At 59.4% G+C, this 20,422-nt stretch carries 22 protein-coding genes and 1 pseudogene; 18 read left to right on the forward strand and 5 right to left on the reverse strand.

The genetic code is table 11. The annotated features are described in order from the left end of the window. Position 1 precedes the first annotated feature (1 nt). From DQN55_RS11200 to DQN55_RS11225, 5 genes are all read left to right on the forward strand, one after another. On the forward strand, positions 2–1,375 hold the full coding sequence (locus DQN55_RS11200) for an acetyl-CoA carboxylase biotin carboxylase subunit (protein ID WP_048379900.1): 1,374 nt from the start codon (positions 2–4) through the stop codon (positions 1,373–1,375). Continuing rightward, entirely contained in the window at positions 1,372–2,244 is an 873-nt protein-coding gene (locus DQN55_RS11205; protein WP_048379898.1) for a 5-oxoprolinase subunit B family protein, read from the forward strand. Before DQN55_RS11200 ends, DQN55_RS11205 begins: the two co-directional genes overlap by 4 nt. After that, positions 2,241–3,215 carry a 5-oxoprolinase subunit C family protein gene (locus DQN55_RS11210; RefSeq protein ID WP_048379897.1) on the forward strand — a complete coding sequence of 325 codons (975 nt, stop codon included), beginning with the start codon at positions 2,241–2,243 and terminating at the stop codon, positions 3,213–3,215. The genes DQN55_RS11205 and DQN55_RS11210 overlap by 4 nt, the downstream gene beginning before the upstream one ends. A gap of 200 nt (positions 3,216–3,415) precedes the next feature. Continuing rightward, a complete protein-coding gene (locus DQN55_RS22410; RefSeq protein ID WP_048379896.1) occupies positions 3,416–3,751 on the forward strand; it encodes an RcnB family protein in 336 nt (111 codons plus the stop codon). 507 nt (positions 3,752–4,258) lie between these two features. Further along, a complete protein-coding gene (locus DQN55_RS11225) occupies positions 4,259–4,705 on the forward strand; it encodes a YybH family protein (protein ID WP_048379895.1) in 447 nt (148 codons plus the stop codon). A gap of 142 nt (positions 4,706–4,847) precedes the next feature. Here DQN55_RS11225 and DQN55_RS11230 read toward each other — a convergent pair whose 3' ends face one another. Both DQN55_RS11230 and DQN55_RS11235 read right to left on the reverse strand, forming a co-directional pair. Beyond that, positions 4,848–5,105 (reverse strand): hypothetical protein, encoded by a 258-nt coding sequence (locus DQN55_RS11230; RefSeq protein WP_048379894.1) that lies wholly within the window; start codon positions 5,103–5,105, stop codon positions 4,848–4,850. Between the two features lie 38 nt (positions 5,106–5,143). After that, positions 5,144–5,758: a Yip1 family protein gene (locus tag DQN55_RS11235; RefSeq protein WP_048379892.1), complete on the reverse strand. Its 615-nt coding sequence runs from the start codon at positions 5,756–5,758 to the stop codon at positions 5,144–5,146. A gap of 333 nt (positions 5,759–6,091) precedes the next feature. On the opposite strand from DQN55_RS11235, the gene DQN55_RS22525 reads away from it, so the two are divergent. The 3 genes and pseudogenes from DQN55_RS22525 to DQN55_RS11245 all read left to right on the forward strand — a co-directional run bounded on the left by DQN55_RS22525 (position 6,092) and on the right by DQN55_RS11245 (position 7,631). Then, the gene (locus DQN55_RS22525; RefSeq protein ID WP_268876080.1) at positions 6,092–6,226 is read left to right on the forward strand and encodes a hypothetical protein; all 135 of its coding nucleotides are present in this window, start codon (positions 6,092–6,094) and stop codon (positions 6,224–6,226) included. Between the two features lie 18 nt (positions 6,227–6,244). Next, positions 6,245–6,397 (forward strand): annotated as a pseudogene (locus DQN55_RS11240) (SAM-dependent methyltransferase); the annotation flags it as partial. A gap of 103 nt (positions 6,398–6,500) precedes the next feature. Further along, entirely contained in the window at positions 6,501–7,631 is a 1,131-nt protein-coding gene (locus tag DQN55_RS11245; RefSeq protein ID WP_048380650.1) for a carboxylate-amine ligase, read from the forward strand. A 95-nt stretch (positions 7,632–7,726) separates the two neighbouring features. Here DQN55_RS11245 and DQN55_RS11250 read toward each other — a convergent pair whose 3' ends face one another. From DQN55_RS11250 to DQN55_RS11260, 3 genes are all read right to left on the reverse strand, one after another. After that, positions 7,727–9,115 carry a tripartite tricarboxylate transporter permease gene (locus DQN55_RS11250; protein WP_088500014.1) on the reverse strand — a complete coding sequence of 463 codons (1,389 nt, stop codon included), beginning with the start codon at positions 9,113–9,115 and terminating at the stop codon, positions 7,727–7,729. Then, a complete protein-coding gene (locus DQN55_RS11255) occupies positions 9,112–9,585 on the reverse strand; it encodes a hypothetical protein (protein ID WP_048379890.1) in 474 nt (157 codons plus the stop codon). Before DQN55_RS11255 ends, DQN55_RS11250 begins: the two co-directional genes overlap by 4 nt. 112 nt (positions 9,586–9,697) lie before the next feature. Further along, a complete protein-coding gene (locus DQN55_RS11260; protein ID WP_048379889.1) occupies positions 9,698–10,984 on the reverse strand; it encodes a hydroxymethylglutaryl-CoA reductase, degradative in 1,287 nt (428 codons plus the stop codon). Between the two features lie 136 nt (positions 10,985–11,120). Between DQN55_RS11260 and DQN55_RS11265 the strand changes: the two genes are divergently transcribed. From DQN55_RS11265 to DQN55_RS11310, 10 genes are all read left to right on the forward strand, one after another. Beyond that, positions 11,121–12,491 (forward strand): aminotransferase-like domain-containing protein, encoded by a 1,371-nt coding sequence (locus tag DQN55_RS11265; RefSeq protein ID WP_048379887.1) that lies wholly within the window; start codon positions 11,121–11,123, stop codon positions 12,489–12,491. 242 nt (positions 12,492–12,733) lie between these two features. Continuing rightward, entirely contained in the window at positions 12,734–12,997 is a 264-nt protein-coding gene (locus DQN55_RS11270; RefSeq protein WP_048379884.1) for a DUF2790 domain-containing protein, read from the forward strand. 82 nt (positions 12,998–13,079) lie between these two features. Continuing rightward, the gene (locus tag DQN55_RS11275; protein ID WP_048380647.1) at positions 13,080–14,330 is read left to right on the forward strand and encodes a cytochrome c biogenesis protein DipZ; all 1,251 of its coding nucleotides are present in this window, start codon (positions 13,080–13,082) and stop codon (positions 14,328–14,330) included. A 170-nt stretch (positions 14,331–14,500) separates the two neighbouring features. Then, on the forward strand, positions 14,501–15,241 hold the full coding sequence (locus DQN55_RS11280) for a response regulator (RefSeq protein ID WP_048379883.1): 741 nt from the start codon (positions 14,501–14,503) through the stop codon (positions 15,239–15,241). Further along, complete coding sequence (locus DQN55_RS11285; protein WP_048379881.1) at positions 15,238–16,545, forward strand: sensor histidine kinase; 1,308 nt, start codon at positions 15,238–15,240, stop codon at positions 16,543–16,545. The genes DQN55_RS11280 and DQN55_RS11285 overlap by 4 nt, the downstream gene beginning before the upstream one ends. Positions 16,546–16,717: 172 nt before the next feature. Further along, a complete protein-coding gene (locus DQN55_RS11290; protein WP_048379879.1) occupies positions 16,718–17,341 on the forward strand; it encodes a ferric reductase-like transmembrane domain-containing protein in 624 nt (207 codons plus the stop codon). 33 nt (positions 17,342–17,374) lie between these two features. Then, positions 17,375–17,899: an HvfX family Cu-binding RiPP maturation protein gene (locus DQN55_RS11295; protein WP_048379877.1), complete on the forward strand. Its 525-nt coding sequence runs from the start codon at positions 17,375–17,377 to the stop codon at positions 17,897–17,899. A gap of 53 nt (positions 17,900–17,952) precedes the next feature. After that, complete coding sequence (locus DQN55_RS11300; RefSeq protein WP_048379875.1) at positions 17,953–18,813, forward strand: HvfB family MNIO-type RiPP peptide maturase; 861 nt, start codon at positions 17,953–17,955, stop codon at positions 18,811–18,813. After that, a complete protein-coding gene (locus DQN55_RS11305; protein ID WP_048379873.1) occupies positions 18,806–19,576 on the forward strand; it encodes an HvfC family RiPP maturation protein in 771 nt (256 codons plus the stop codon). The genes DQN55_RS11300 and DQN55_RS11305 overlap by 8 nt, the downstream gene beginning before the upstream one ends. Positions 19,577–19,861: 285 nt before the next feature. After that, entirely contained in the window at positions 19,862–20,392 is a 531-nt protein-coding gene (locus DQN55_RS11310) for an HvfA family oxazolone/thioamide-modified RiPP metallophore (RefSeq protein WP_048379870.1), read from the forward strand. The last annotated feature ends 30 nt before the right edge of the window (positions 20,393–20,422 follow it).

Here is a 20,422-nt window from a genome sequence, read left to right on the forward strand (position 1 = left end):
CATGACTCAAGCCATTCATAAATTGCTGGTCGCCAACCGTGGCGAGATTGCCGTGCGCATTATTCATGCAGCCAAAGCACTGGGCATTCCTACCGTCGCGGCCTGCAGTGAGGCGGACCTTGACTCTCTGGCGGCACGGATCGCGGACGAAGTTCACCTGCTGGGCCCGGCCCGTGCGGATAAAAGCTACCTGAACGTCGAGGCGTTGCTGGCTGCCTTGAAAGCCACTGGCGCCAATGCCGTACACCCCGGTTATGGTTTTCTCTCGGAGAATGCCGACTTTGCGGAAGCGGTGATGGCCGCCGGAGCGATTTTCGTCGGCCCAGACCCCGATACGATCCGCCGCATGGGTGATAAAGCCGAGGCACGGCGTACCGCGCAAGCGGCGGGGGTCCCCGTGGTACCAGGCTCCCCCGGTGAACTGTTTGACGTCAGTGCTGCGTTAAAAGCGGCTGAGTCGGTGGGTTTCCCCTTGCTGATCAAAGCCTCTGCCGGTGGTGGGGGGCGTGGTATTCGCTTGGCAGAAAACGCTCAACAGCTGGCTGAAGAGTTTCCTCGTTCACAACGCGAAGCCCAGGCAGCGTTCGGCAATGGCGCCGTCTACCTGGAGCGTTTTATCAGCAAGGCGCGGCACATCGAAGTCCAGGTATTGGGGGATGGCCAGCACGCGGTGCATCTCTTCGAGCGCGAGTGCTCGCTGCAACGGCGTCGACAGAAAATCTTTGAGGAGGCACCATCGCCGGTCCTCAGCCAGCAACAGCGCGAAACGCTCTGCGCCAGCGCCGTGCGCCTCACCGAATCCCTGAATTACAAGGGTGCCGGAACCCTGGAATACCTGTACGACGACGCGACAGGCGAGTTTTTCTTTATCGAGATGAACACCCGGATTCAGGTCGAGCACCCCGTCAGCGAATTGATCACGGGCGTCGACCTGGTGCAGGAGATGTTGCGCATTGCTGGCGGCGAGCCGCTGGGCTACACGCAACGCGACATTCAACTCAACGGCGCAGCCTTGCAAATGCGGCTGAATGCCGAAGACCCGGCCCGGGATTTTTTCCCCAGCCCGGGCACCGTCGAGTCGCTGAACTGGCCCCAAGGCGATGGGATTCGCGTCGACACCCATCTGTATCAAGGCTACCGCGTGCCGCCTTACTATGACTCGCTATTGGCCAAGCTGATCGTTCACGGCGCTGATCGCGCCGAAGCTCTGGCCCGAGCACGAATCGCTGTAGAGCAAACCACGCTGACCGGCATGGCCAGCACCCTGGCGTTGCACGGCGAACTGCTGGAGCAACCGTGGTTGCAGAGCGCCGACTTCAACACGGGCACCCTGGAAACCTGGCTGGCCGAGCGCCGCGCTGGAGGTGAAGCATGAGCGAACCCATCCGCTACAGCTTTGGCGCCGATGAACATTTGTTCGCCGAAGTCAGCGACAGCATGTCCCTGGATGCGTTTTTCAAGGGGTTGGCCGTTACCCGTGCGGTGGAGCGTCTGGCGCTGGATGGCGTCCTCGATGTGTGCCTGGCCAATGCGTCGTTCCAGATTCGTTTTGACCCGGACCGCATTGCTCCCCATACCTTGCTCGAAGCCGTCAAAGGTGCTGAAGCCGAGGCGGTGGCAGAGCGCACCTTGCAGACCCGGATCATCGAAATCCCGGTGCTCTACAACGATCCCTGGACCCACGAAACCCTGATGCGCTTTCGCGACCGTCATCAGGATCCGGACGCCACCGACCTGGAATACGCTGCGCGGATCAACGGCCTGGCGGATGTCGAGGCATTCATTGCAGCCCATAGCGGGGCCCCGTGGTTTGTTTCGATGGTCGGTTTCGTCGCGGGTTTGCCATTCATGTTCCAGATGGTCGAGCGTGAACGTCAGTTGCAGGTGCCCAAGTACCTGCGCCCCCGCACCGACACGCCGAAATTGACCTTGGGTCACGGCGGTTGTTTTGGTTGCATTTACTCGGTGCGCGGCGCCGGCGGCTATCAGATGTTTGGCGTTACTCCGGCACCGATCTACGACCCGGAACAGAACCTGGCCTACCTGAAGGAACACATGGTGTTTTTTCGCCCAGGTGACATCGTGCAGTTCAAACCCATGGACCGTGAGGCCTATGACCACGCCGTGGCCGAAGTGGAAGCGGGGCGCTTCGACCTGCGGATTCGCCCGGTGGAGTTTTCGCTGGATGCGTTTCTGGCCGACCCGGTCGGCTACCCCAAATCGCTGCAGGAGGTATTGCCATGATCAAGGTTATCAAGCCAGGTCTCGCCACCTCGGTACAGGATCTGGGCCGCGAAGGCTATTACCACTTGGGGATTCCGCCTTCCGGTGCCCTTGATCAGTATGCCCTGAGTGCAGCCAATCAACTGGTCGGCAACCCGGCCGGCCTGGCGGCGCTGGAATGCACGTTGCTGGGGCCTGAACTGGAGTTTCAGCAGGACGCCCTGGTGGCAATTTGTGGCGCGCACATGACACCACGGCTCGACGGCGCAGAAATGCACCACGACACCGCATTTTCGGTGAAAGCCGGGCAAGTGCTGCGCTTTGACTTCCCCAAGGCGGGCGCACGCACTTATATAGCCGTGGCCGGCGGGATCGATGTGCCTGTGGTGCTTGGCAGTCGCTCCACGTATGCCTTGGGCGCACTGGGTGGCTATCAGGGACGCAGGCTGGTCGCAGGTGATGAACTGCCGATCGGCGTTGCCAGTGGCAAGGGCCGTGCAGGCGCCAGCCTGCCCATGGCGCTGCGACAATCTCTGGGTGGTGAGATCACGCTGCGCGTCGTGCCGGGCCTGTACTACCACCGCTTGACCGAATCGGCAGCCAAGAGCTTCTTCGCCGAGTCCTGGACCGTCGGCTCGGAAGCCGATCGCATCGGCTATCGTGTCAAGGGTGGCAGCCCGCTGGACTTTCAACCCCGTGAACAACCCTTTGGCGCCGGCTCTGATCCGTCGAACATCGTCGACAGCTGCTACCCGATCGGTTCAATCCAGGTTCCGGCCGGGCTCGAGCCCATCGTGTTACTGCGTGACGCGGTGTCCGGTGGTGGCTACGCGATGATCGGCACCGTGATCAGTGCCGACCTCGACCTGGTCGGCCAGATGCAACCCAACCAAAAGGCCCGGTTTGTGGCCGTCACCCTAGAAGAGGCGCTGGAAGCACGGCGTTCCTACAAGAAAAAGCTCAGTTGCCTGAGCACGCTGTTTCCTTCCTGATTCTGCCCGAGCCTCCCGCGGGCCGCTTCAATCGACAGGCCGTTGCACGTCACTGCAGCGGCCTGTGTGCTTGCACAGGATGCCTGCAACCCGACCGTCCGCGAAACAGACGGAACTCCTGCCTGACTGTGAACCTCTCACTACCTGTCATCTGATTCCCCCGCGACAGGATTCACGGGGTCATCCACATTGAGGTAAACATGCGCAATCTACTATCAGCATCAATTATTGCCGGCTTGTTGTGCGCGGTGCCTTTGGCCTCGCAAGCCGCCGACGAAGTGGCCAGTGACTGCAAGCCAGGGCAAATACTGGCCGATTCCATGGACCTGACCAGTTGCTATGGAAACGGCGACAAGGCACCGGATCAATTTATCCGTGAAGAGATGGCGATCAAAAACTGGAAGTCCAAAGGCCTGCCGCAGCCGGATGAACATACGCAATGGGTCGAAATGAGCGGGCACTATGTGCTGGTCAATCGCGCGAATTCCGTGATCAAGGAAATCCGTACCCCGAACGCCAAGGTCTTGACCCACTGATAGAGGCTGTCTAGGTCCCGCAGCCTGGACAGCCTCTGGCGTTCAGGGTTCAGGCGTATCCGGTTGAGGCCCAGGCAGGGTCGTGGTGCTGTCGTCCCTGTTTTGAGGCCCATTGCCATCCGTGTTCATGCCGCCTTGACGGCCTGCATCATTTCCCTGAATACGCGGGTCCATCGAAGGGTGGGTCGGCACATCCGTGTCGTTAAGGTTTTTCGCATCATTTTTGAGCGTGGGCTCCACACGCTGGGGAGCCGATGGCCGGGGCGGAGCTGCCGCATCAGTGGAGACCGGTATAGTGGCAAACGGTGTGTCCATACAGGATTGTATCAATTGATTTTCTTGGCTTTATGCGGCAGATTCATGCCATGAACAATTACAGTTTCCGTTGCGCAAGTTCAATTATTATCGCCTTCACATAGGTGGTGGGGCTGCGTACGATCTGCCGAACCCCGCCTCAAAAGCGGGGTTTTTCATTCCTGCTTCTGAGGCTCATACAGGAGCACAGGAATGGACGCACTTACCCGAACTCTCAAAGAGACAATCGAAGCCGCTGATCGCGCTATCACAGCCGAAGACTTCGACGAACTGATGAAGTTTTATGCGGATGACGCCAGTCTCGTGGTCAAACCAGGATTGACCGTCTCAGGCAAAGAGAGCATCCGCCGAGCTTTTGTCGCCATTGCGGATCATTTCAATAACAGCATCGTTGTCACACAGGGTGAGATCCAAGTTATACAAGGAGGTGATGTAGCTCTCGTTATCATGGAGACCTTGCTACAGGCCACGGATAAGGCCGGTGTGAAAATTGAGATTTCGCGCAGGGCGACCTACGTGTTTCGACAAATCTCGGAAAAGTGGCTATGCGTAGTGGACAACTCCTATGGGACGACGCTACTTGATAGCGTCGTCGGATCGCAGGACATCAAAAGGGTAGTGCCTACCTCCTGCAAGTAGGCTCCATCACCCACAAACGAAAGGCGGCAGTTTAGCGATCAGCAAGGTGTGTCTGCCAGACGCTTACCTCTATTCGGCCGCGTGCTTATATTTATTCACCTCAGCGCCCAAGTACTTCATCGTGTATCGCTATCGCAGCGACTTAAGTGTCAACCTGTAACACCACACGTTTATTGTCCTTGGCAGGCACATGAACAACCCTTCCGTTCAAGTGTTCCCCCGAAGAAAGAGTCATGTTCAAGGCGTGAGCCTTGTGCAGATCCTGTGTGACGGGGGATAACACCTGCACTTGAAAAGTTTCAGCACTGATGAATGTGATGATCACGTCGCAATCAATACTGTGGGCAACCGGCCCAAAAAGAGTGTCACGCAAGTAACTCAAGTGCGCACCTACAATCATTGGCTGATCCTCCAGGTCCCGATTACGCCTCGGGTGGGCTAGGGCACTGTCAGCGGACGCATGTACTCCGGCGTCAACCCGTTGAGCCAGAACAGAATCATGCACACCAGAACGGAAACGAGCACCAGTACGCCAACCCCCCAAACCGAAGCCGCGTACAGCAAGCCTCGGTCTTGAGTCAGGCGCATGAACTTCGGCAAGCCCACAAACAACAGAAACGTGGCGTAGGCCCCCGCCGCAATCAAGGCCGCCACGGCCAGCCAGCGGCTGGGGTAGAGCCCGGTGATTCCGGCAAGGAAATACGGGGTGGCGGTGTAGGCCGCAAAGCCGATGCACTGGTTCAGGGTGGGGCGGGCCTCGAAGGAGCGCGACATCCAGCGAATGAATCCGCCCATCAACAGCGTGCCAATCAGGGTCGTCAGGTACAGCAATACGCTCAGTTGCAGGGCGCTGACGGGGCTGAGCCGAACCCGCTCTTCGCCGGCCAGGCTCCAGCCAAGCCAGGTAACCCCGATATACAGGCACACACTGGGCAGCAAGGCCCAGAGCAACAAATGGGGAAGATAGTGCCGGGGCTGCTGATCCTCTTCGGTACGGATATCGACCCAGGCATGATCCGGGTGGGTCAGGAGTTTTACGATGTGCGTTCTCATGGCTGCCTCCAGTTCGCGAATATCGCAAGGGCCCTGCACATATGGAGGAGGCCGTGCCACAAGAGGTTCAAGTTTTATACGGCGCGTTCACTGCGCCGTTCAAAGCCTTGCGAAGCACTGCCACTGGTCCGGGCCTGAAGCAAAAGAATGGAATTATTTGTCTCTGGCCGGCTCTTCCGGATAGAAGCGCCTGATGCCTCACACGTATTCGTGGTCGGAGCCTGTCATGCCAGTACTGAATGTTTACCCTGTGTTTTTATCCCGAGTCCCCCCTGACAACTCAGTCGTTGGCCATCCGCACCTGTCCCGTACGTATATCCGGCGGTGGACGCCATGAGTGTGTTCGAGTCCTTGCGAGGCATACCCGCGCGCAGGCAGGACGGCGGTCCACTGCGCAGCCTGTATCACCGACCGGCCGGTCTGTTCGCCACCCGACGTTTCATTGAACTGCGCGGCTGCTTGCGCTGACTTGAAAGGAAACCCGTCATGGTCGACTCGACGCTCTCTTCTCCGGCACCCTTGCCTGCAACGCTGCCCCGCGCGGATCAGGCGCTGTTGCATCTGGGCCGACGCCTGCAGGCTGACGGCTATCGTTTTATCACGCCGACGCCCTTGACCCATCAACGCGTCAATGCACGTACCGGCCATGAAAGAACTGGAAAACCCCGGTTATGAACAGGTTGAGCGAATTGCCGTGGTGCTCCTTACCGTCACCTGCCTGAAGTGATCGCCCATGATCAACATGCCGCTTTCAAATGACCCTTGCCTGCAACGCTTCGGCATCGAAGAAGAGTATTTCATCACCGACCTGCGCAGCCGGCGTATGGTCGCCGAACCGTCTGCCTGGGTGCTTGATGCTTGCCGAGAGGCCATCGGGCAAGGGTTCGCCTACGAATTGCTCCAGGGGCAAATCGAGGTGGCATCGCCGATCTTTGACAGTGCGGCTCAAGCAACAGCCTATTTGAGCCGGGTGAGGCGTGACCTTAATCAGACGCTGGCCGAGCATGGCCTGGGCGTTATCTGCAGCGGTTCGCACCCGCTGGCTGAGTGGAAAGCCCAGCGCATCACGGTCCAGTCGCACTATCAGCAGTTGCTTGGAGAGTACGAAATCGTCGCTCGACGCAGCGTGGTGTGCGGCCTGCATGTGCATGCAGAGATCCCGAGCGGAGTCGATCGGGTTGCGGTCATGAACGAAGTGTTGCCATGGCTCCCCATGCTGCTGGCGCTGAGTGTTTCCTCGCCTTTCTGGCAAGGGCAATTAACCGGCTACTTCAGTTATCGACAAGTGGCATGTGATGAGTGGCCACGCATGGGCGTTCCTGAGTATTTGCCCGACGATCAGGCTTTTGAGCACTACCTCGCGTTGCTGCATCAGACCCGCGCGGCGGACAAGGAAGTCGATGTGTGGTGGGGCTGTCGGCCTTCGCTGCGTTACCCCACGCTGGAGTTACGCATGACCGATGCCTGTCCACGGCTGATCGACGCCCTGATGCTCGCCAGCTTGTACCGGGTGATGGTCAAGCACGCATGCCTGTTGCCGGCCCCCGGTAGCCATTACCGTCCCGAAAGTCATTGGATGCTCAAGGAAAACCGCATTCAGGCCCGGCGTTGGGGCCCTTATGGGCGCTTCGTGCTGCTGCCCGATACGACACCAATGTCGTTGGCGCAATGGCTCGATCGGGCTCAGCAGACCTTTGCTGCAACGGCCCGAATACTGGGTGAAGACGGTGTTTTTGACCAGGCCCGGCAAATATTGCAGGTCGGCACCAGTGCCGAGCGTCAAGTGCGGTGCTTCGACAGGCCACACACTTCAGCGCTGGTGCGTCGGCAAGCGGTGGTTGATCTTTTGCTCGAAGAGAGCGCAGAGGGTTGAAAGCAGGGGCACGAGCCGCGAAGGAGGGGCGCGAGTGCCATGGCCGTAGGGTTGTAACGTCTAGGGCACTCGTTCGTTGTGACATGCAGAGGGGGTCAGACGCTCAGCAGCGCAATCATCGCCGGTACGGTCAGCACCGCAGTATAGAACCCCATGAATTGCACGCCGATGTTGAAACCGAGGAAGCGCGACAGAAAACCTCCGAGCAGTCCCACGGTAATGATCACCAACAAACCAAGCGCGCCACCTTCCCAAATGCCGATCACCAGGATCAACCCGACAAACGTGGCGATGACCGCTTCATGGCTGATTTTGCGCGAGACATAAGACGCCGCGCGGTGGGCGTAATTCATGGTGAAGGGGTAGGCGATCAGGATGGCAACCACCACGGCCAGCATCCCATAGCCCAGAAACTCCCAGGTACTGAGCAGTGAGTGGAGGTTGTGCACCTGGCCTGTTGCACTGTCGACGCTGAAGCGCGGTGGGGCATTGAACAGCGGTGCGGCGGGGCCTGCCGCAACCGGGCTCAGAGGCAAGCCAAAGGCAATCAACGGGATCAGCGCTTCAGCAATGTAAGTCGACTCGGTCACACCATTGCGCGCGGTAATGACCGTGGTCAGGCGGTGGTAAACGTGCTTGATCCGGGCCCCGACAATCTCGCCCATGATCACAGTCATGGCCACGGGACTGAAGACAAACGTTGCACTGGAAATCACTGCGGTAATGGCCGTCCAGGTGCTTTGCTGGCGGTCGAGTACTTTGAGTGGATTAGGGAAAAAACCGCCCCAGCTTTTGACATCAGATGAAAGAGAGAAGGTACGAACCTGATCGCGACGCATTTTTGCCCGTTCAGCGGGCGCGAGCATCGAAAACAGGGCGGCGATCAACGGGCCTATCGCGATCCCCAGAAAATAGCTGACGCTGAGTTTGACTCCGTATTGCCCGGTAAAGCTTTGCAAGCCGACAATCACCATGACAAACGGAATCAGGGTCAGCACCGCGGCCCAGCGCCCGGCAGAGAAGTAGGCGATGGCGATGGCGGCAGCAAGGAAGACCCACGGTGCAGCGTGCTTGATCACATCGCCGAACGGTGCCAGCAGCACTGCGAACAGCACGGCCATCGGTACAGCGATCAACGCTGCAATCACGGCTCCCGAGATCATCTTGCGCAGTGCAATGTGCGGCACCCCCAGGTTGCGCAAAAAGTTGGCTTCGCGCATCAACGGTGTTGCCATGGTGTCACCGGGAATGCCCAGCAATGCCGTCGGTACGGCGTGGGTCATGTGCTTGGCGACAGCGCCGGCAAGGAAAAACGTCAACACTCCCGGCGCTGGCACGCCCAGCAACACCACCAGCAGAGTAAGCGGGGCGAGGGTAGTGGTTTCGTCACTGCCCGAAATCAGGCCGATGCCGGCAAAAATCACGGCACCGAGAACGCCCATGCCCAAGGCGATCAGAACCTGATCCATCAGCACGGCCATCATTGCCGGGCTCCTTTGCCAAACACCCCGGGGACAGACTCTGGCACAGGCCGCGGAGTGACCGCTGCGGTGTGCTGGGCTTTTTCGTGATCGACGAACAGGTCCAGCAGATCCATTTCACGTAGCTCGGCGACCACCTGGGGTGGCAAATCGGAGATCTTGCCGAGGTCGCCGAACTCCCGCTGCAAGTCCATCAACACTTCGGCCCGCCAGGCGGGATCGGCTTGGTGCTCAACCACAATACGCTTGGGCTTGAACAGCGCAGCACTGACAGCGCCTCCTGCCAGGCATCCCAGGATGCCGATCAGCATTGCATACGCCCGGGCCATCTGGGCTGAAGCAACCAGGCCGAGGAGGATATGCTGCGCCAGGAAAAATGCGCCGAGGCTGATGACAGCACCAATGAGGATGGCGCACACCAGGTGACGACTATTGACCGTGTCGCCCCATACTTCATATAGATCGGCCTTCAAAGTAATTCTCCCACTGCCCTTATGGGCTGTTGTTGTTATAAACGTGAAGAGACAAGCCTCAGCCCCGCGCACCGACCTCCGTTCGGCGCGGCGTTCGCCCTGGGTGCCCCCGTCACTGCGCCCGTTTTTCTTTCAGCAGTTCGCTGGCGTGATCGGCACGAACATCCCGTGCTTGCACCATGCGCTTGACCAGCCAATCCACTTCGTCGCCACGAGCACCGGCAGAGAGCGCGATATTACGGGCATGCAACGCCATGTGGCCACGCTGGATACCTTCGGTGGACAGCGCACGCAACGCGCCGAGATTTTGTGCGAGGCCTACCGCTACTGCGATTTCTGCCAGTTCCTGGGCCGTTTTTACCCCGAGAATACGCAACGACAGTTGAGCCAGCGGATGGGTTTTGGTCGCGCCACCGACCAGTCCAACCGGCATCGGCATTTCAAGTGTGCCGACGAGATGCCCCTGGCCATCCTTTTCCCAGGTGGTCAGTGAACCGTAATGCCCTTCGCGGCAGGCGTAGGCATGTGCGCCGGCCTCGACAGCGCGCCAGTCGTTGCCTGTGGCGACGATCAATGGATCGATGCCGTTCATGATGCCTTTGTTGTGGGTCGCCGCACGGTACGGGTCAATCACGGCAAAATTGTAGGCATCGAGAATGCCCTCAATCACGTCCTCACCCTTGAACTCGGGCGTGGTGAGAAGGGCAGGTGCAATCCGGATTTGTGCGCGGGCCAGACGCAGATCGGCAAGGTTGGAGAGGATGCGCAGGCGTACTTTGCCGCCAGTGATTTCTTCAATCAGCGGTGCCACGGCTTCTGCCATCGTGTTGACCGTGTTCGCGCCCATGGCATCCCGGACGTCGACGATCAGATGTGCCACCAGCATCGGGCCGCGAGGACTTTGGGCGAAGGTGTGGACTTCAATGTCACGACAGCCTCCGCCCAGCGTGTTCAACAGTTGATCCTTGCGATTAGCCAGTTCGATGATTTCATCTTTGCGGCGCAACAGGCTCAAGCGCGCGTTGTACGGATCCGACACCTCGACGATCTGCACCTGGGCGCGCATCAGCGGCAAACTGCTGGAAGTCTGGAAACCGCCGGCGTCGCGGGCCAGCTTGGCCATAAACGACGCCGCCGCCACCACCGAGGGTTCCTCGACCACCAGCGGTACGATCACGTCGCGCCCATTGATTTGAAAGTTACTGGCCACGGCATACGGCAACTCGAATGTGCCAATCACGTTTTCAATCATGCCGTCGGCGATTTCCAGTGACAGCGCCCCCGGATCACGCAGCAACGCGACATCGGCTTCCGGCAGGTTCAGTACTGTTTGCAAGTGATCCAGGCGCGAAGAAGGGGACATGCCCCGGAACATCGGGAGGCGGGAATCGATAGTCATGAAAGAGGTCCTGTAGCGGTTCTTATTGTTGATGAACCTAACTTAAACCGCCTCTCGTCGACAAAGAAGGTACAGTTTTGACAGACAGTACCCAAGCTGTACCCTCAACTGTCTTTCGAATCGCGGAGCTTGCGTCATGGCGCATCAAACCCTTGCCCAGCGTTTTTCAGCCACGTTTGTCGAGCAGATCGTCAACGGCACCTATCGCATCGGCGACCGCTTGCCGTCCCTTCGCGAGTGCATGCGCCTGCACGGATACTCCAAGAACACAGTGATCAACGCTTATGAGTTGCTGACGACCCAAGGCTATGTCGAGGCCCGGCACGGTCAGGGCTTTTTCGTCAAAACCGGGACGGCAAAAAGCGCCGAACCCGAAGATCCGCCGCCCTATGCGCGAGCCATGGACACGATTTGGTTAATGCGCCAGCAATTTGTCCGCGAGCCGGGACATTCCCCGTTGGGCGAAGGCTTTCCGCCGGTCGAATGGCTGATGGACATGCGCCTGGACCGGTTTACCCGACAGATCATGCGCACCGGTGTCACCACCCTGTTTCGCTACGGCAATCGCCTGGGCAACCCCGGGCTACGTCAGCATCTGGTGCAAAAGCTTGCCGGCTACACCATCGCAGCCACACCCCGGCAGATTGTCACGACCCATGGTGCCAACCACGCGCTGGATTTGATCATTCGCCGTTTCGTGGCCCCCGGCGACTGCGTACTGGTTGAAAACCCGGGTTACTACCCGTTGTTTGGCAAATTGCAATTGCAGGGCGCACGCATGCTGGCCGTTCCGCGGCTGGCCGACGGGCCAGACATCGATGTGCTCAGACACGTGCTGAAAACACAGCGGCCCAAGCTCTTTTTCATTCAGTCGGTCGGGCATAACCCAACCGCTTCGGATATTTCCCCCAGCAAGGCCCATCAGTTGGTGCAAATTGCTGAAGAGCACCAACTGATACTGGTCGACGACGATGCGCTCGCCGACTACAAACCGACCTCGGCAATCAGGGTGTCGGCACTGGATCAGCTCAAGCGCACGCTCTATGTCGGCAGTTTTTCCAAGTCGATATCAGCGGCATTGCGCGTAGGCTTCATTGCCGGCAACAAAGAGGTGATTGATGAACTGGGTGACTTGAAGATGCTCTTGCACACCAGCTCATCGGAGTTCTGCGAACGCGCAGTGGATGTCATCCTTGGCGAGGGGCATTTCCTGCGACATCTGATGCGCTTGCAGGAACGCGCCAGAACAGCGACGGCCCAGAGCTTGCAGTTACTTGACGACATCGGCGCCGAGGTTTTTGCCCGCCCCGAACAAAGCCTTTACCTGTGGGCAAGATTCCCATCGTTTGATGATGCAAGAGAGCTGACGCGAAAGCTGCTGCCCAAAGGTTTCATGATTGCCCCCGGGCATATTTTTTCGCCTGTGCAATCAGACGTTAACCCATGGACGAGACTGAATGTCGCCTATCTGAACAACCCGTTGTTGAAGGCGGCGCTTTCCAGGTGAGGGTTGGCCGATACGGACCCGGCGGCTGTGATTTTTGCTGAGACTGCCAGGGTTTCTGTATTCAACGACGCGGTTTGTATCGCTACGTATCAGCAGGCGGCTCTGATACGTGGCGATTTACACGTGCGTGTTCTCGACACAGACAAGATACCTCGCAGGCTTTTAATAGGTTCATCGAGGCCAATCTGCACCGCCTCGGTTCAACCCAACGAACTGCCTATTGAAGCCTTGAGGGAACCGCCATGAACACCAAAGCCATCTACGCCACCTTCCTGTTTGCCGCCCTGAGCCTGTGCACGCTTTCAGCCCGGGCCGAAACCAGTGTCACCCCGAAGCCCTACAGCTACGGCTCGCAGCTGGACATCAAGAAAGTGCTGTCGCTCAAGCAAGAGGCCACAACGGGCTGCGGCATTGTCGATGCCCGCATGACCTACCTGGATTCTCACGACAAGGTCCAGGTTATGAGCTACCGAACATTTGCTGACGGCTGCATCGGGGAAAACTGAGTCTTGGTTGACCTGCCGACACTGCCTTTTGATACAGGAAGCCACTCATGAACAGCCTCACCTGTTTTACACGGTGACCCGCATGCTACTTATCGCGTTTCTGGGCGGCATATTGACCGTTCTCAGCCCCTGCATCCTGCCCGTCGTGCCGTTCCTGTTCGCGGGTGTTGACCGCTCTCGCGCCTCGATCCTGCTGACTCTGGGCGGCATGGTCTTGACCTTCGCCCTGATCTCGAGCCTGGCGGTGGTGAGCAGTGAGTGGGTGGTGCACGCCAGTCACAGCGGCCGTCAGGTCGCTCTGGTCGTGATGGCGTTGTTCGCCTTGTCATTGCTTTCGGCGCGTATCGGCGGCTGGCTGGCCCGGCCATTCGTATGGCTGGGCAACCGGATCTCGCCCGACACGCGCACGATGTCCGCCCCGCTGAGGTCAGTGCTGATCGGTATCGCCACGGGGCTGCTGTGGGCGCCGTGCGCTGGTCCGATCCTAGGGGTCATCCTCACGGGGGCCATGCTGCAAGGTGCCAATGTACACACCAGCCTGTGGTTGGTGGCCTATGGCCTGGGCAGCGCGTTGTCTCTTGGAACCTTGATCTTCGCCGGTCGCGGCCTGGTCAATCGTCTGAAAGCGTCAATCCCGATCACTGGCGTGTTACGTCGCGGGGCCGGAGTCGCGGTACTGGCTGCGGTATCGGTGATGTTCACCGGAGCCGACAAAACCTTGCTGGCCGGCACCTCATCCGAAAGCGTCAGCCGTATCGAGAACAGGGTACTGAGTGCCGTACCGAAAATGCTCGATTACCTGGTCAGCAAGGGCAGGGCCGACATGCGCCTTGCTCCTGCACAGCGCGCGATGCCGTCGTTATCCGGCGCGGTCGATTGGCTCAACTCGCCAGCACTGAGCAGTGAGTCGCTCAAGGGCAAAGTGGTGCTGGTGGATTTCTGGACTTACGATTGCATCAATTGCCAGCGCACGCTGCCTTACGTGAAAGGCTGGGCGAGAAAGTACGAGAAGGACGGTCTCGTGGTCATCGGCGTCCATACCCCGGAATACGGCTATGAACGGATCATTGACAACGTCAAGGATCAGGTCAGGAAGCTCGACATCACCTATCCGGTGGCCATCGATAATAACTACGCGATCTGGAATAACTATGGTAACCAGTACTGGCCTGCTCACTACCTGATCGACGCCACGGGGCAGGTGCGTTACACCCACTTCGGTGAAGGGGGCTATGACACTCAGGAGAAGCAGATTCAGACATTACTGGCGGAGGCGAAATCCGGGAACACTACTCAGATGCCGGATGCCAGCCCGTCGCAGCCCCATCGGTGAATGGTGTGTTTCACGGCACCCGGGGCGAAGGCTTTAGCAAAACGATCAGCCCGGGATTTGCATCTGCGTGTATCCATGCGGCGCTCGATACACTGCAATACAAAGCCCGGCGGGCAGATGCCTCGTGCCTCGGTATGCTGGGAAACTGCACACACTGAGAGGTTGAAGGGATGGAACACATCGATCATGTGTTAATCGTCGATGATGATCGCGAGATCAGAGAACTGGTGGGCAACTACCTGACGAAAAACGGATTGCGCACCACGGTGGTGGCAGACGGCCGCCAGATGCGCGCTTTTCTGGACGCCAATCAGGTTGACCTGATCGTGCTCGACATCATGATGCCGGGCGATGACGGTCTCTTGCTGTGCCGCGAACTGCGGGCCGGCAAGCACAAGAAGACGCCGGTGTTGATGCTGACCGCGCGCAACGATGAAACCGACCGCATCATCGGCCTGGAGATGGGCGCCGATGACTACCTGAGCAAGCCGTTCTCTGCCCGTGAGTTACTCGCACGAATCAACGCCGTACTCCGGCGCACGCGAATGCTGCCGCCCAATCTGGTGGTCAGCGAGAGCGGCCGGCTGTTGGGGTTCGGTCGCTGGCGTCTCGATACCACCGCTCGCCACCTGCTTGACCAGGACGACACCCTGGTCGCCCTGAGCGGGGCCGAATACCGTCTGCTGCGGGTTTTCCTCGATCACGCACAACGGGTACTCAGTCGCGATCAATTGCTCAATCTGACCCAGGGTCGCGACGCCGACTTGTTCGATCGCTCCATCGACCTGCTGGTCAGCCGTCTGCGTCAGCGCTTGCTGGATGACGCCCGTGACCCGGCCTACATCAAGACGGTGCGCAGTGAGGGGTACGTGTTCACCTTTGCCGTCGAAATCCTGCCGGAGCAACCATGAATCGCGTGCTGCACTGGCCGCGCACGCTGGCCTCACGCCTGTCCTTGATCTTTCTTGTCGGCCTGATTCTCGCGCAGGCCCTGTCATTCGGAGCCCAGTATTACGAGCGCTACGAGAGCGCGAAGTCGATGATGCTGGGTAACCTCGAAACCGACGTCTCGACCTCCATCGCCATTCTCGACCGTTTGCCCGCGGCTGAGCGCCCGGGCTGGCTCGAGCGCCTGCAACGCACTAACTACGGCTATCTGTTGAAAGAGCGCGACCCCGGCGTGCCCATGGACCGGGACAATCTGCCGATCGCCGTACACTCGATCAAAGACGCCCTCGGCCATGACTATGAGTTGACGTTCGAGGAAATTCCCGGTCCCCGACAACATTTCCAGGCGCAGTTGCAGCTGAGCGACGGCAACCCTGTCACCCTCGACGTCTGGCCCGCGATGATGCCACTGTCGCCATGGTTACCCATTGCCCTGTTCGGTCAGTTCGTCCTGATGATTGGCTGCACCTGGCTCGCCGTCAGAATTGCCGTTCGGCCACTGACCCGGCTGAGCGAGGCGGTCGAAAAGCTCGACCCCAATGCGCATCCGGTGCGCCTGGATGAAAGCGGCCCCACCGAAGTGGCACATGCGGCCAAGGCCTTTAACACCATGCAGGAACGTATCGCGGCCTACCTCAAGGAACGCATGCAACTGCTCGCGGCCATCTCCCATGACCTGCAAACGCCGATTACCCGCATGAAGCTGCGCGCGGAGTTCGCCGACGATTCAATCGAGAAGGACAAACTGGTCCATGACCTCAACGAAATAGAACACCTGGTGCGTGAAGGCATTGCCTATGCGCGGAGCATTCATGGAGCGACCGAGGCCAGTTGCCGGATCAATCTTGATTCGTTCCTCGACAGCCTGGTGTTTGACTATCAGGACACCGGCAAGGCCGTGACCCTGGCCGGGAAAAGTGGCGCAATCATCGACACCCGCCCCCATGCCCTGCGACGGATTCTGGTCAATCTGGTGGACAACGCGGTGAAGTTCTCCGGTGCCGCCGAAGTGCGGGTGGAAGGGCAGAGCCCTGCCGGCCTGTCGATCAAGGTACTGGATCGTGGCCCGGGGATTTCCGAGGACGTGTTGCACGAAGTCCTCAAACCGTTCTATCGCGTAGAGAACTCCCGCAACCGCAGTACCGGCGGTACCGGCCTGGGGCTGGCCATCGCTCAGCAATTGGCCGAGGCCATTGGTGGCTCGCTGACCCTGAGCAACCGCGAAGGCGGGGGGCTCTGCGTGACGTTGCGTCTGACGGCCCGGTAATACATCAGCGGCTTTTGTATGGCACTGTATCGACCACTGCCGTGCACACACAACATTGCACAACGGCGGGTTTCAGACATCACGGACATACACGCACTTGCAAGACTCCCAACGGTCGGCTGGCCATCCGGACGCCCCGGATGGCCAAGGCCATTGCCACAGGAGTTTTGCCATGACGCCCCAACCCTTCAAAGGCTGGCCTCTGTTCAGCCTGCTTGCAGTGTTCATCCTGATAATGAGCGCGCTGGCCGTGGCGCTGCAGCCAGACCTGATCGAGGGACTGCGCAGCGCCATTCGCGCCACTGCACGCTCATCCTTTGTCCTGTTTCTCACGGCTTTTACCGCCTCCGCCTTTGCTGTCCTGATCCCTTCGCCTGTCACTAAAGCCCTGGTGCGCGAGCGACGTTTTATCGGGCTGGCCTTCGCCTTTTCCCATGCCGTTCATGCCGTATTGATCTATGCCTACGGGCAACTGAACACCGGGTTCTGGCCGATGCGCTCGCTCATCGACAACACCCCGGGCACGGTCGCCTATGGATTCATTCTGCTCATGGCGATCACCTCGTTCAAAGGTCCGGCACAACTGCTGGGAGCAAAAGCCTGGAAGACCCTGCATACCACCGGCCTGTGGATCATCGTTGCCGTGTTCGCCTACGCCAACTTCAAACGCATCCCCATGAGTGCCTGGTACATCCTGCCGTTCGGCATGGTCTGTGCCGCGGTCGCCATTCGCCTGGTGGGCAAGTTGGCCCAGGCCAACAAGCGCCGCCAGCAACCCGCAAGGGCTGCAGCCTAGCCCGAATCCGAACCGATCACAGAGGATCAAACCATGCACGCAACCCCTACATCCGCCCTGAAGTGGCTTCACCTGAACCTTGATCGCGCCGCAGGCTGGGTTGCCCCCCTCAGCCTGCGAGTGTTCCTGGCGTGGGAGTTTTTCGAGGCTGGCCTGCAAAAGTGGAACGGCGAAAATTGGTTCCAGGACATCCAGTCCGCTTTTCCTTTTCCATTCAACCATGTCCCGGCGACGCTGAACTGGCAGCTCTCGATGTGGGCCGAACTGCTCTGCGCCATTGCCTTGTTTGCAGGCCTGGGAACACGTCTCTCGGCCTTTATCCTGATCGTGGTCACGCTCGTGGCGACCGCAACCGTCCACTGGCCAGCCGATTGGTCGACATTCAGCGAACTGGCCCGGGGCTACGCCATCAGCAACACAGGCTACGGCAACTACAAACTGCCTCTGATTTACCTTGTGGCGCTCGTGCCGCTGCTCTTTACCGGCGCAGGAAAGCTGAGCCTGGACGCGCTCATCGCACGATATTTCAGATTGGCGACGACCTTGGGCGCGAAGTAACTCTGGGGGCTCGGAAGCTCATTTTCCTGATACAGAATCGGAGCATTCAACGTATGCGAACAACTCTCTCACCATCCATGCCGGCAGGCGCAGGGCTCGGACTACGCCGTGCACTGCTGAATATGCTGCGTGACGCCCCCAGCGGTGATTTCGACTTTCTGGAAGTGGCCCCGGAAAACTGGATCGGCATCGGTGGCGCTCACGGTGACGCCCTGCAGTCGCTTGCCGAACGCTACCCGCTGTCGTGCCACGGCCTGTCCCTGTCGCTCGGGGGCAGTGCTGCGCTCGACACAGACTTTTTGCAGCAGATTCGCGGATTTCTCGACCGTTTCAACGTGCCGTTTTACAGCGAGCACCTGAGCTACTGCAGCGACGACGGGCATCTGTACGACCTGTTGCCTTTGCCATTCACCGAAGAGGCGGTTTTTCATGTCGCGGCGCGGATCCGTTGCGCACAGGACATCCTCGGGCGACGGTTGGCGGTGGAGAACGTCTCCTACTACGCTGCAGCCCATCAGGACATGGATGAACTGGCCTTCACCAATGCGGTACTGCGCGAAGCCGACTGCGACCTCTTGCTCGACGTCAATAATGTGTACGTTAACTCGGTGAATCACGGGTTTGACCCTAAGGCTTTTCTGGCGGGCGTGGAACCCGGCCGGGTGATCGCCATGCATGTGGCCGGTCATTATGATGAAGCCGACGACTTGATCATCGACAGTCATGGCGCTGCGGTGAAACCCGTGGTCTGGTCGCTGCTGGCGCAAGCCTATGGGCTGTTTGGTACGAAGCCGACACTGCTTGAACGCGATTTCAATTTCCCTCCTTACGCAGCGCTGGTCGCCGAGCTGGATACCATCCGGCGGCTGCAAGGCGAGGCAAACGCACTGGTGCGGGAGGCCCACAATGGTTGACATCTCGCCGGACTTGCACAGCCAGCAGCTTGCGTTGACCCGTTACCTGCGCGACCCGGACCGCCATGCACCGCCTGCGGGGATGGATGCCGCGAGGGCGAGCATCTACCTCGACCTGGTATTCAACAATCTGTCGGGCGTGCTGGGCGGAACATTTCCGGTGCTGATTGCAGTGCTGGGTGAGGCTGGCTGGCGTGACCTGATACGACGATTCCTGCGTGAGCACCGGGCGAAAACACCGTATTTCGGTGAAATCGCGCAGGAGTTTGTGGCATTTGTCGCCTGCCTGGAGGTGTCGTCAGATCAAGCACAACCCGGGTATCCGTTCCTGCCTGAGCTCGCCCATTACGAGTGGGTGGAGATGGCCTTGCAACAGTTCGAAGCGCCGCCGTTTCAGGGGGGCGATATCGAGCACATGCTTGATCGCCCGCTCAGGCTATCACCGCTCGCCTGGCCGCTGGCCTACACCTGGGCCGTACACCGCCTCGGGCCCGGGCACCTGCCGGACGTAGCGCCGGAACAGCCAACCTTACTGTTGATCCGGCGCTTGCCGGCAGGGCAGGTGCGGTTCTGCGAACTCAGTCCGCTGGCATGGCGTCTGCTGCAGCGAATCGAGCAATTCCCTGAACTGAATGGTCAGGCGCAGTTGCAGGGTTTGGCCGGGGAGGCCGGCGCGACAGATTTGCCCCGCTTCATGGCCGATGCACGGGTGCTCCTGGACCAGCTGCATGAGCAGGCCGTCGTCGGCGTGGTGGAGGCGTGACCGTGCCTTCTATCAAGCGCGGCCCTGCCTTTGTATCGCGGTGTATCGGCGGGACGTATCCCGGGGTTGGCTTACAAATGCGTTTGCCACGGGATACATCAGGGATACATGGCTGCGGCTAAATGGTCTTGCCCGAATGAAGTTGCCCGATCGAGGTGAAGGTTGTTTGCGCGCATGTCGCTGCGCAACTCCCGGTTTACCTCTTCGCCGGGTGCTTCCCTGAGGCAGCCCAGCCCTTGTGGCACGACCCGCGGCCTGGCCGCACACAGCTTCTGGAGAAACACTATGTACCGTATCCCGTTATCGAATAAAAAATCCCTCGGCCTTGCCGCTATCGCGTTAGCCGGGGGCATGAGCCTGGCGTCATCTGCAGCCTTTGCTGCAGCCCCCCTGCCTCAGGGCTATCAATTGGCCGCAGCGGACAAAACCGGGGAGGGCAAGTGTGGTGAGGGCAAATGTGGTGCCAGTGAAGCCACTGACAAGGCCGCTACCACCGAAGGCAAGTGCGGAGAAGGCAAATGCGGGGCCAGCGAAGCCAGTGGCAAGTCCGCCGCGGCTGAAGGCAAGTGCGGGGAAGGCAAATGCGGCGACGCGTCCTTCACCCGTACCGACACCAACGGTGATGGCCGGGTTTCGCTCAAGGAACTCCTCACCGTAGCCCCGAAAGGCGCTGAGGAATTCAAAGCGATTGACACGAACAACGATGGTTACCTCTCCGAAGCCGAGGTCTACTCGTTCAGGAGCAACCAGTACACCGCCAACGGCAAAAAAGTCCCCACCGAACTGTTCACCCGTCTGAGCAAAGCCCGGAGCTGATCCCGGCACGTGCACCGCTCTCCCTTTCTG

The organism is Pseudomonas taetrolens (assembly GCF_900475285.1).
Lineage (GTDB): Bacteria > Pseudomonadota > Gammaproteobacteria > Pseudomonadales > Pseudomonadaceae > Aquipseudomonas > Aquipseudomonas taetrolens.

Excerpts from the sequence above, each read along its gene's own strand:
- DQN55_RS11260 (WP_048379889.1), bottom strand. The coding sequence starts at position 10,984 with ATGACTATCGATTCCCGCCTCCCGATGTTCCGGGGCATGTCCCCTTCT.
- DQN55_RS11280 (WP_048379883.1), top strand. The coding sequence starts at position 14,501 with ATGGAACACATCGATCATGTGTTAATCGTCGATGATGATCGCGAGATC.
- DQN55_RS11265 (WP_048379887.1), top strand. The coding sequence starts at position 11,121 with ATGGCGCATCAAACCCTTGCCCAGCGTTTTTCAGCCACGTTTGTCGAG.
- DQN55_RS11300 (WP_048379875.1), top strand. The coding sequence starts at position 17,953 with ATGCGAACAACTCTCTCACCATCCATGCCGGCAGGCGCAGGGCTCGGA.
- DQN55_RS11310 (WP_048379870.1), top strand. The coding sequence starts at position 19,862 with ATGTACCGTATCCCGTTATCGAATAAAAAATCCCTCGGCCTTGCCGCT.
- DQN55_RS11275 (WP_048380647.1), top strand. The coding sequence starts at position 13,080 with ATGCTACTTATCGCGTTTCTGGGCGGCATATTGACCGTTCTCAGCCCC.
- DQN55_RS11225 (WP_048379895.1), top strand. The coding sequence starts at position 4,259 with ATGGACGCACTTACCCGAACTCTCAAAGAGACAATCGAAGCCGCTGAT.
- DQN55_RS11235 (WP_048379892.1), bottom strand. The coding sequence starts at position 5,758 with ATGAGAACGCACATCGTAAAACTCCTGACCCACCCGGATCATGCCTGG.
- DQN55_RS11305 (WP_048379873.1), top strand. The coding sequence starts at position 18,806 with ATGGTTGACATCTCGCCGGACTTGCACAGCCAGCAGCTTGCGTTGACC.
- DQN55_RS11295 (WP_048379877.1), top strand. The coding sequence starts at position 17,375 with ATGCACGCAACCCCTACATCCGCCCTGAAGTGGCTTCACCTGAACCTT.
- DQN55_RS11210 (WP_048379897.1), top strand. The coding sequence starts at position 2,241 with ATGATCAAGGTTATCAAGCCAGGTCTCGCCACCTCGGTACAGGATCTG.
- DQN55_RS11270 (WP_048379884.1), top strand. The coding sequence starts at position 12,734 with ATGAACACCAAAGCCATCTACGCCACCTTCCTGTTTGCCGCCCTGAGC.
- DQN55_RS22410 (WP_048379896.1), top strand. The coding sequence starts at position 3,416 with ATGCGCAATCTACTATCAGCATCAATTATTGCCGGCTTGTTGTGCGCG.
- DQN55_RS11290 (WP_048379879.1), top strand. The coding sequence starts at position 16,718 with ATGACGCCCCAACCCTTCAAAGGCTGGCCTCTGTTCAGCCTGCTTGCA.
- DQN55_RS22525 (WP_268876080.1), top strand. The coding sequence starts at position 6,092 with ATGAGTGTGTTCGAGTCCTTGCGAGGCATACCCGCGCGCAGGCAGGAC.
- DQN55_RS11245 (WP_048380650.1), top strand. The coding sequence starts at position 6,501 with ATGCCGCTTTCAAATGACCCTTGCCTGCAACGCTTCGGCATCGAAGAA.
- DQN55_RS11200 (WP_048379900.1), top strand. The coding sequence starts at position 2 with ATGACTCAAGCCATTCATAAATTGCTGGTCGCCAACCGTGGCGAGATT.
- DQN55_RS11205 (WP_048379898.1), top strand. The coding sequence starts at position 1,372 with ATGAGCGAACCCATCCGCTACAGCTTTGGCGCCGATGAACATTTGTTC.
- DQN55_RS11250 (WP_088500014.1), bottom strand. The coding sequence starts at position 9,115 with ATGATGGCCGTGCTGATGGATCAGGTTCTGATCGCCTTGGGCATGGGC.
- DQN55_RS11285 (WP_048379881.1), top strand. The coding sequence starts at position 15,238 with ATGAATCGCGTGCTGCACTGGCCGCGCACGCTGGCCTCACGCCTGTCC.
- DQN55_RS11230 (WP_048379894.1), bottom strand. The coding sequence starts at position 5,105 with ATGATTGTAGGTGCGCACTTGAGTTACTTGCGTGACACTCTTTTTGGG.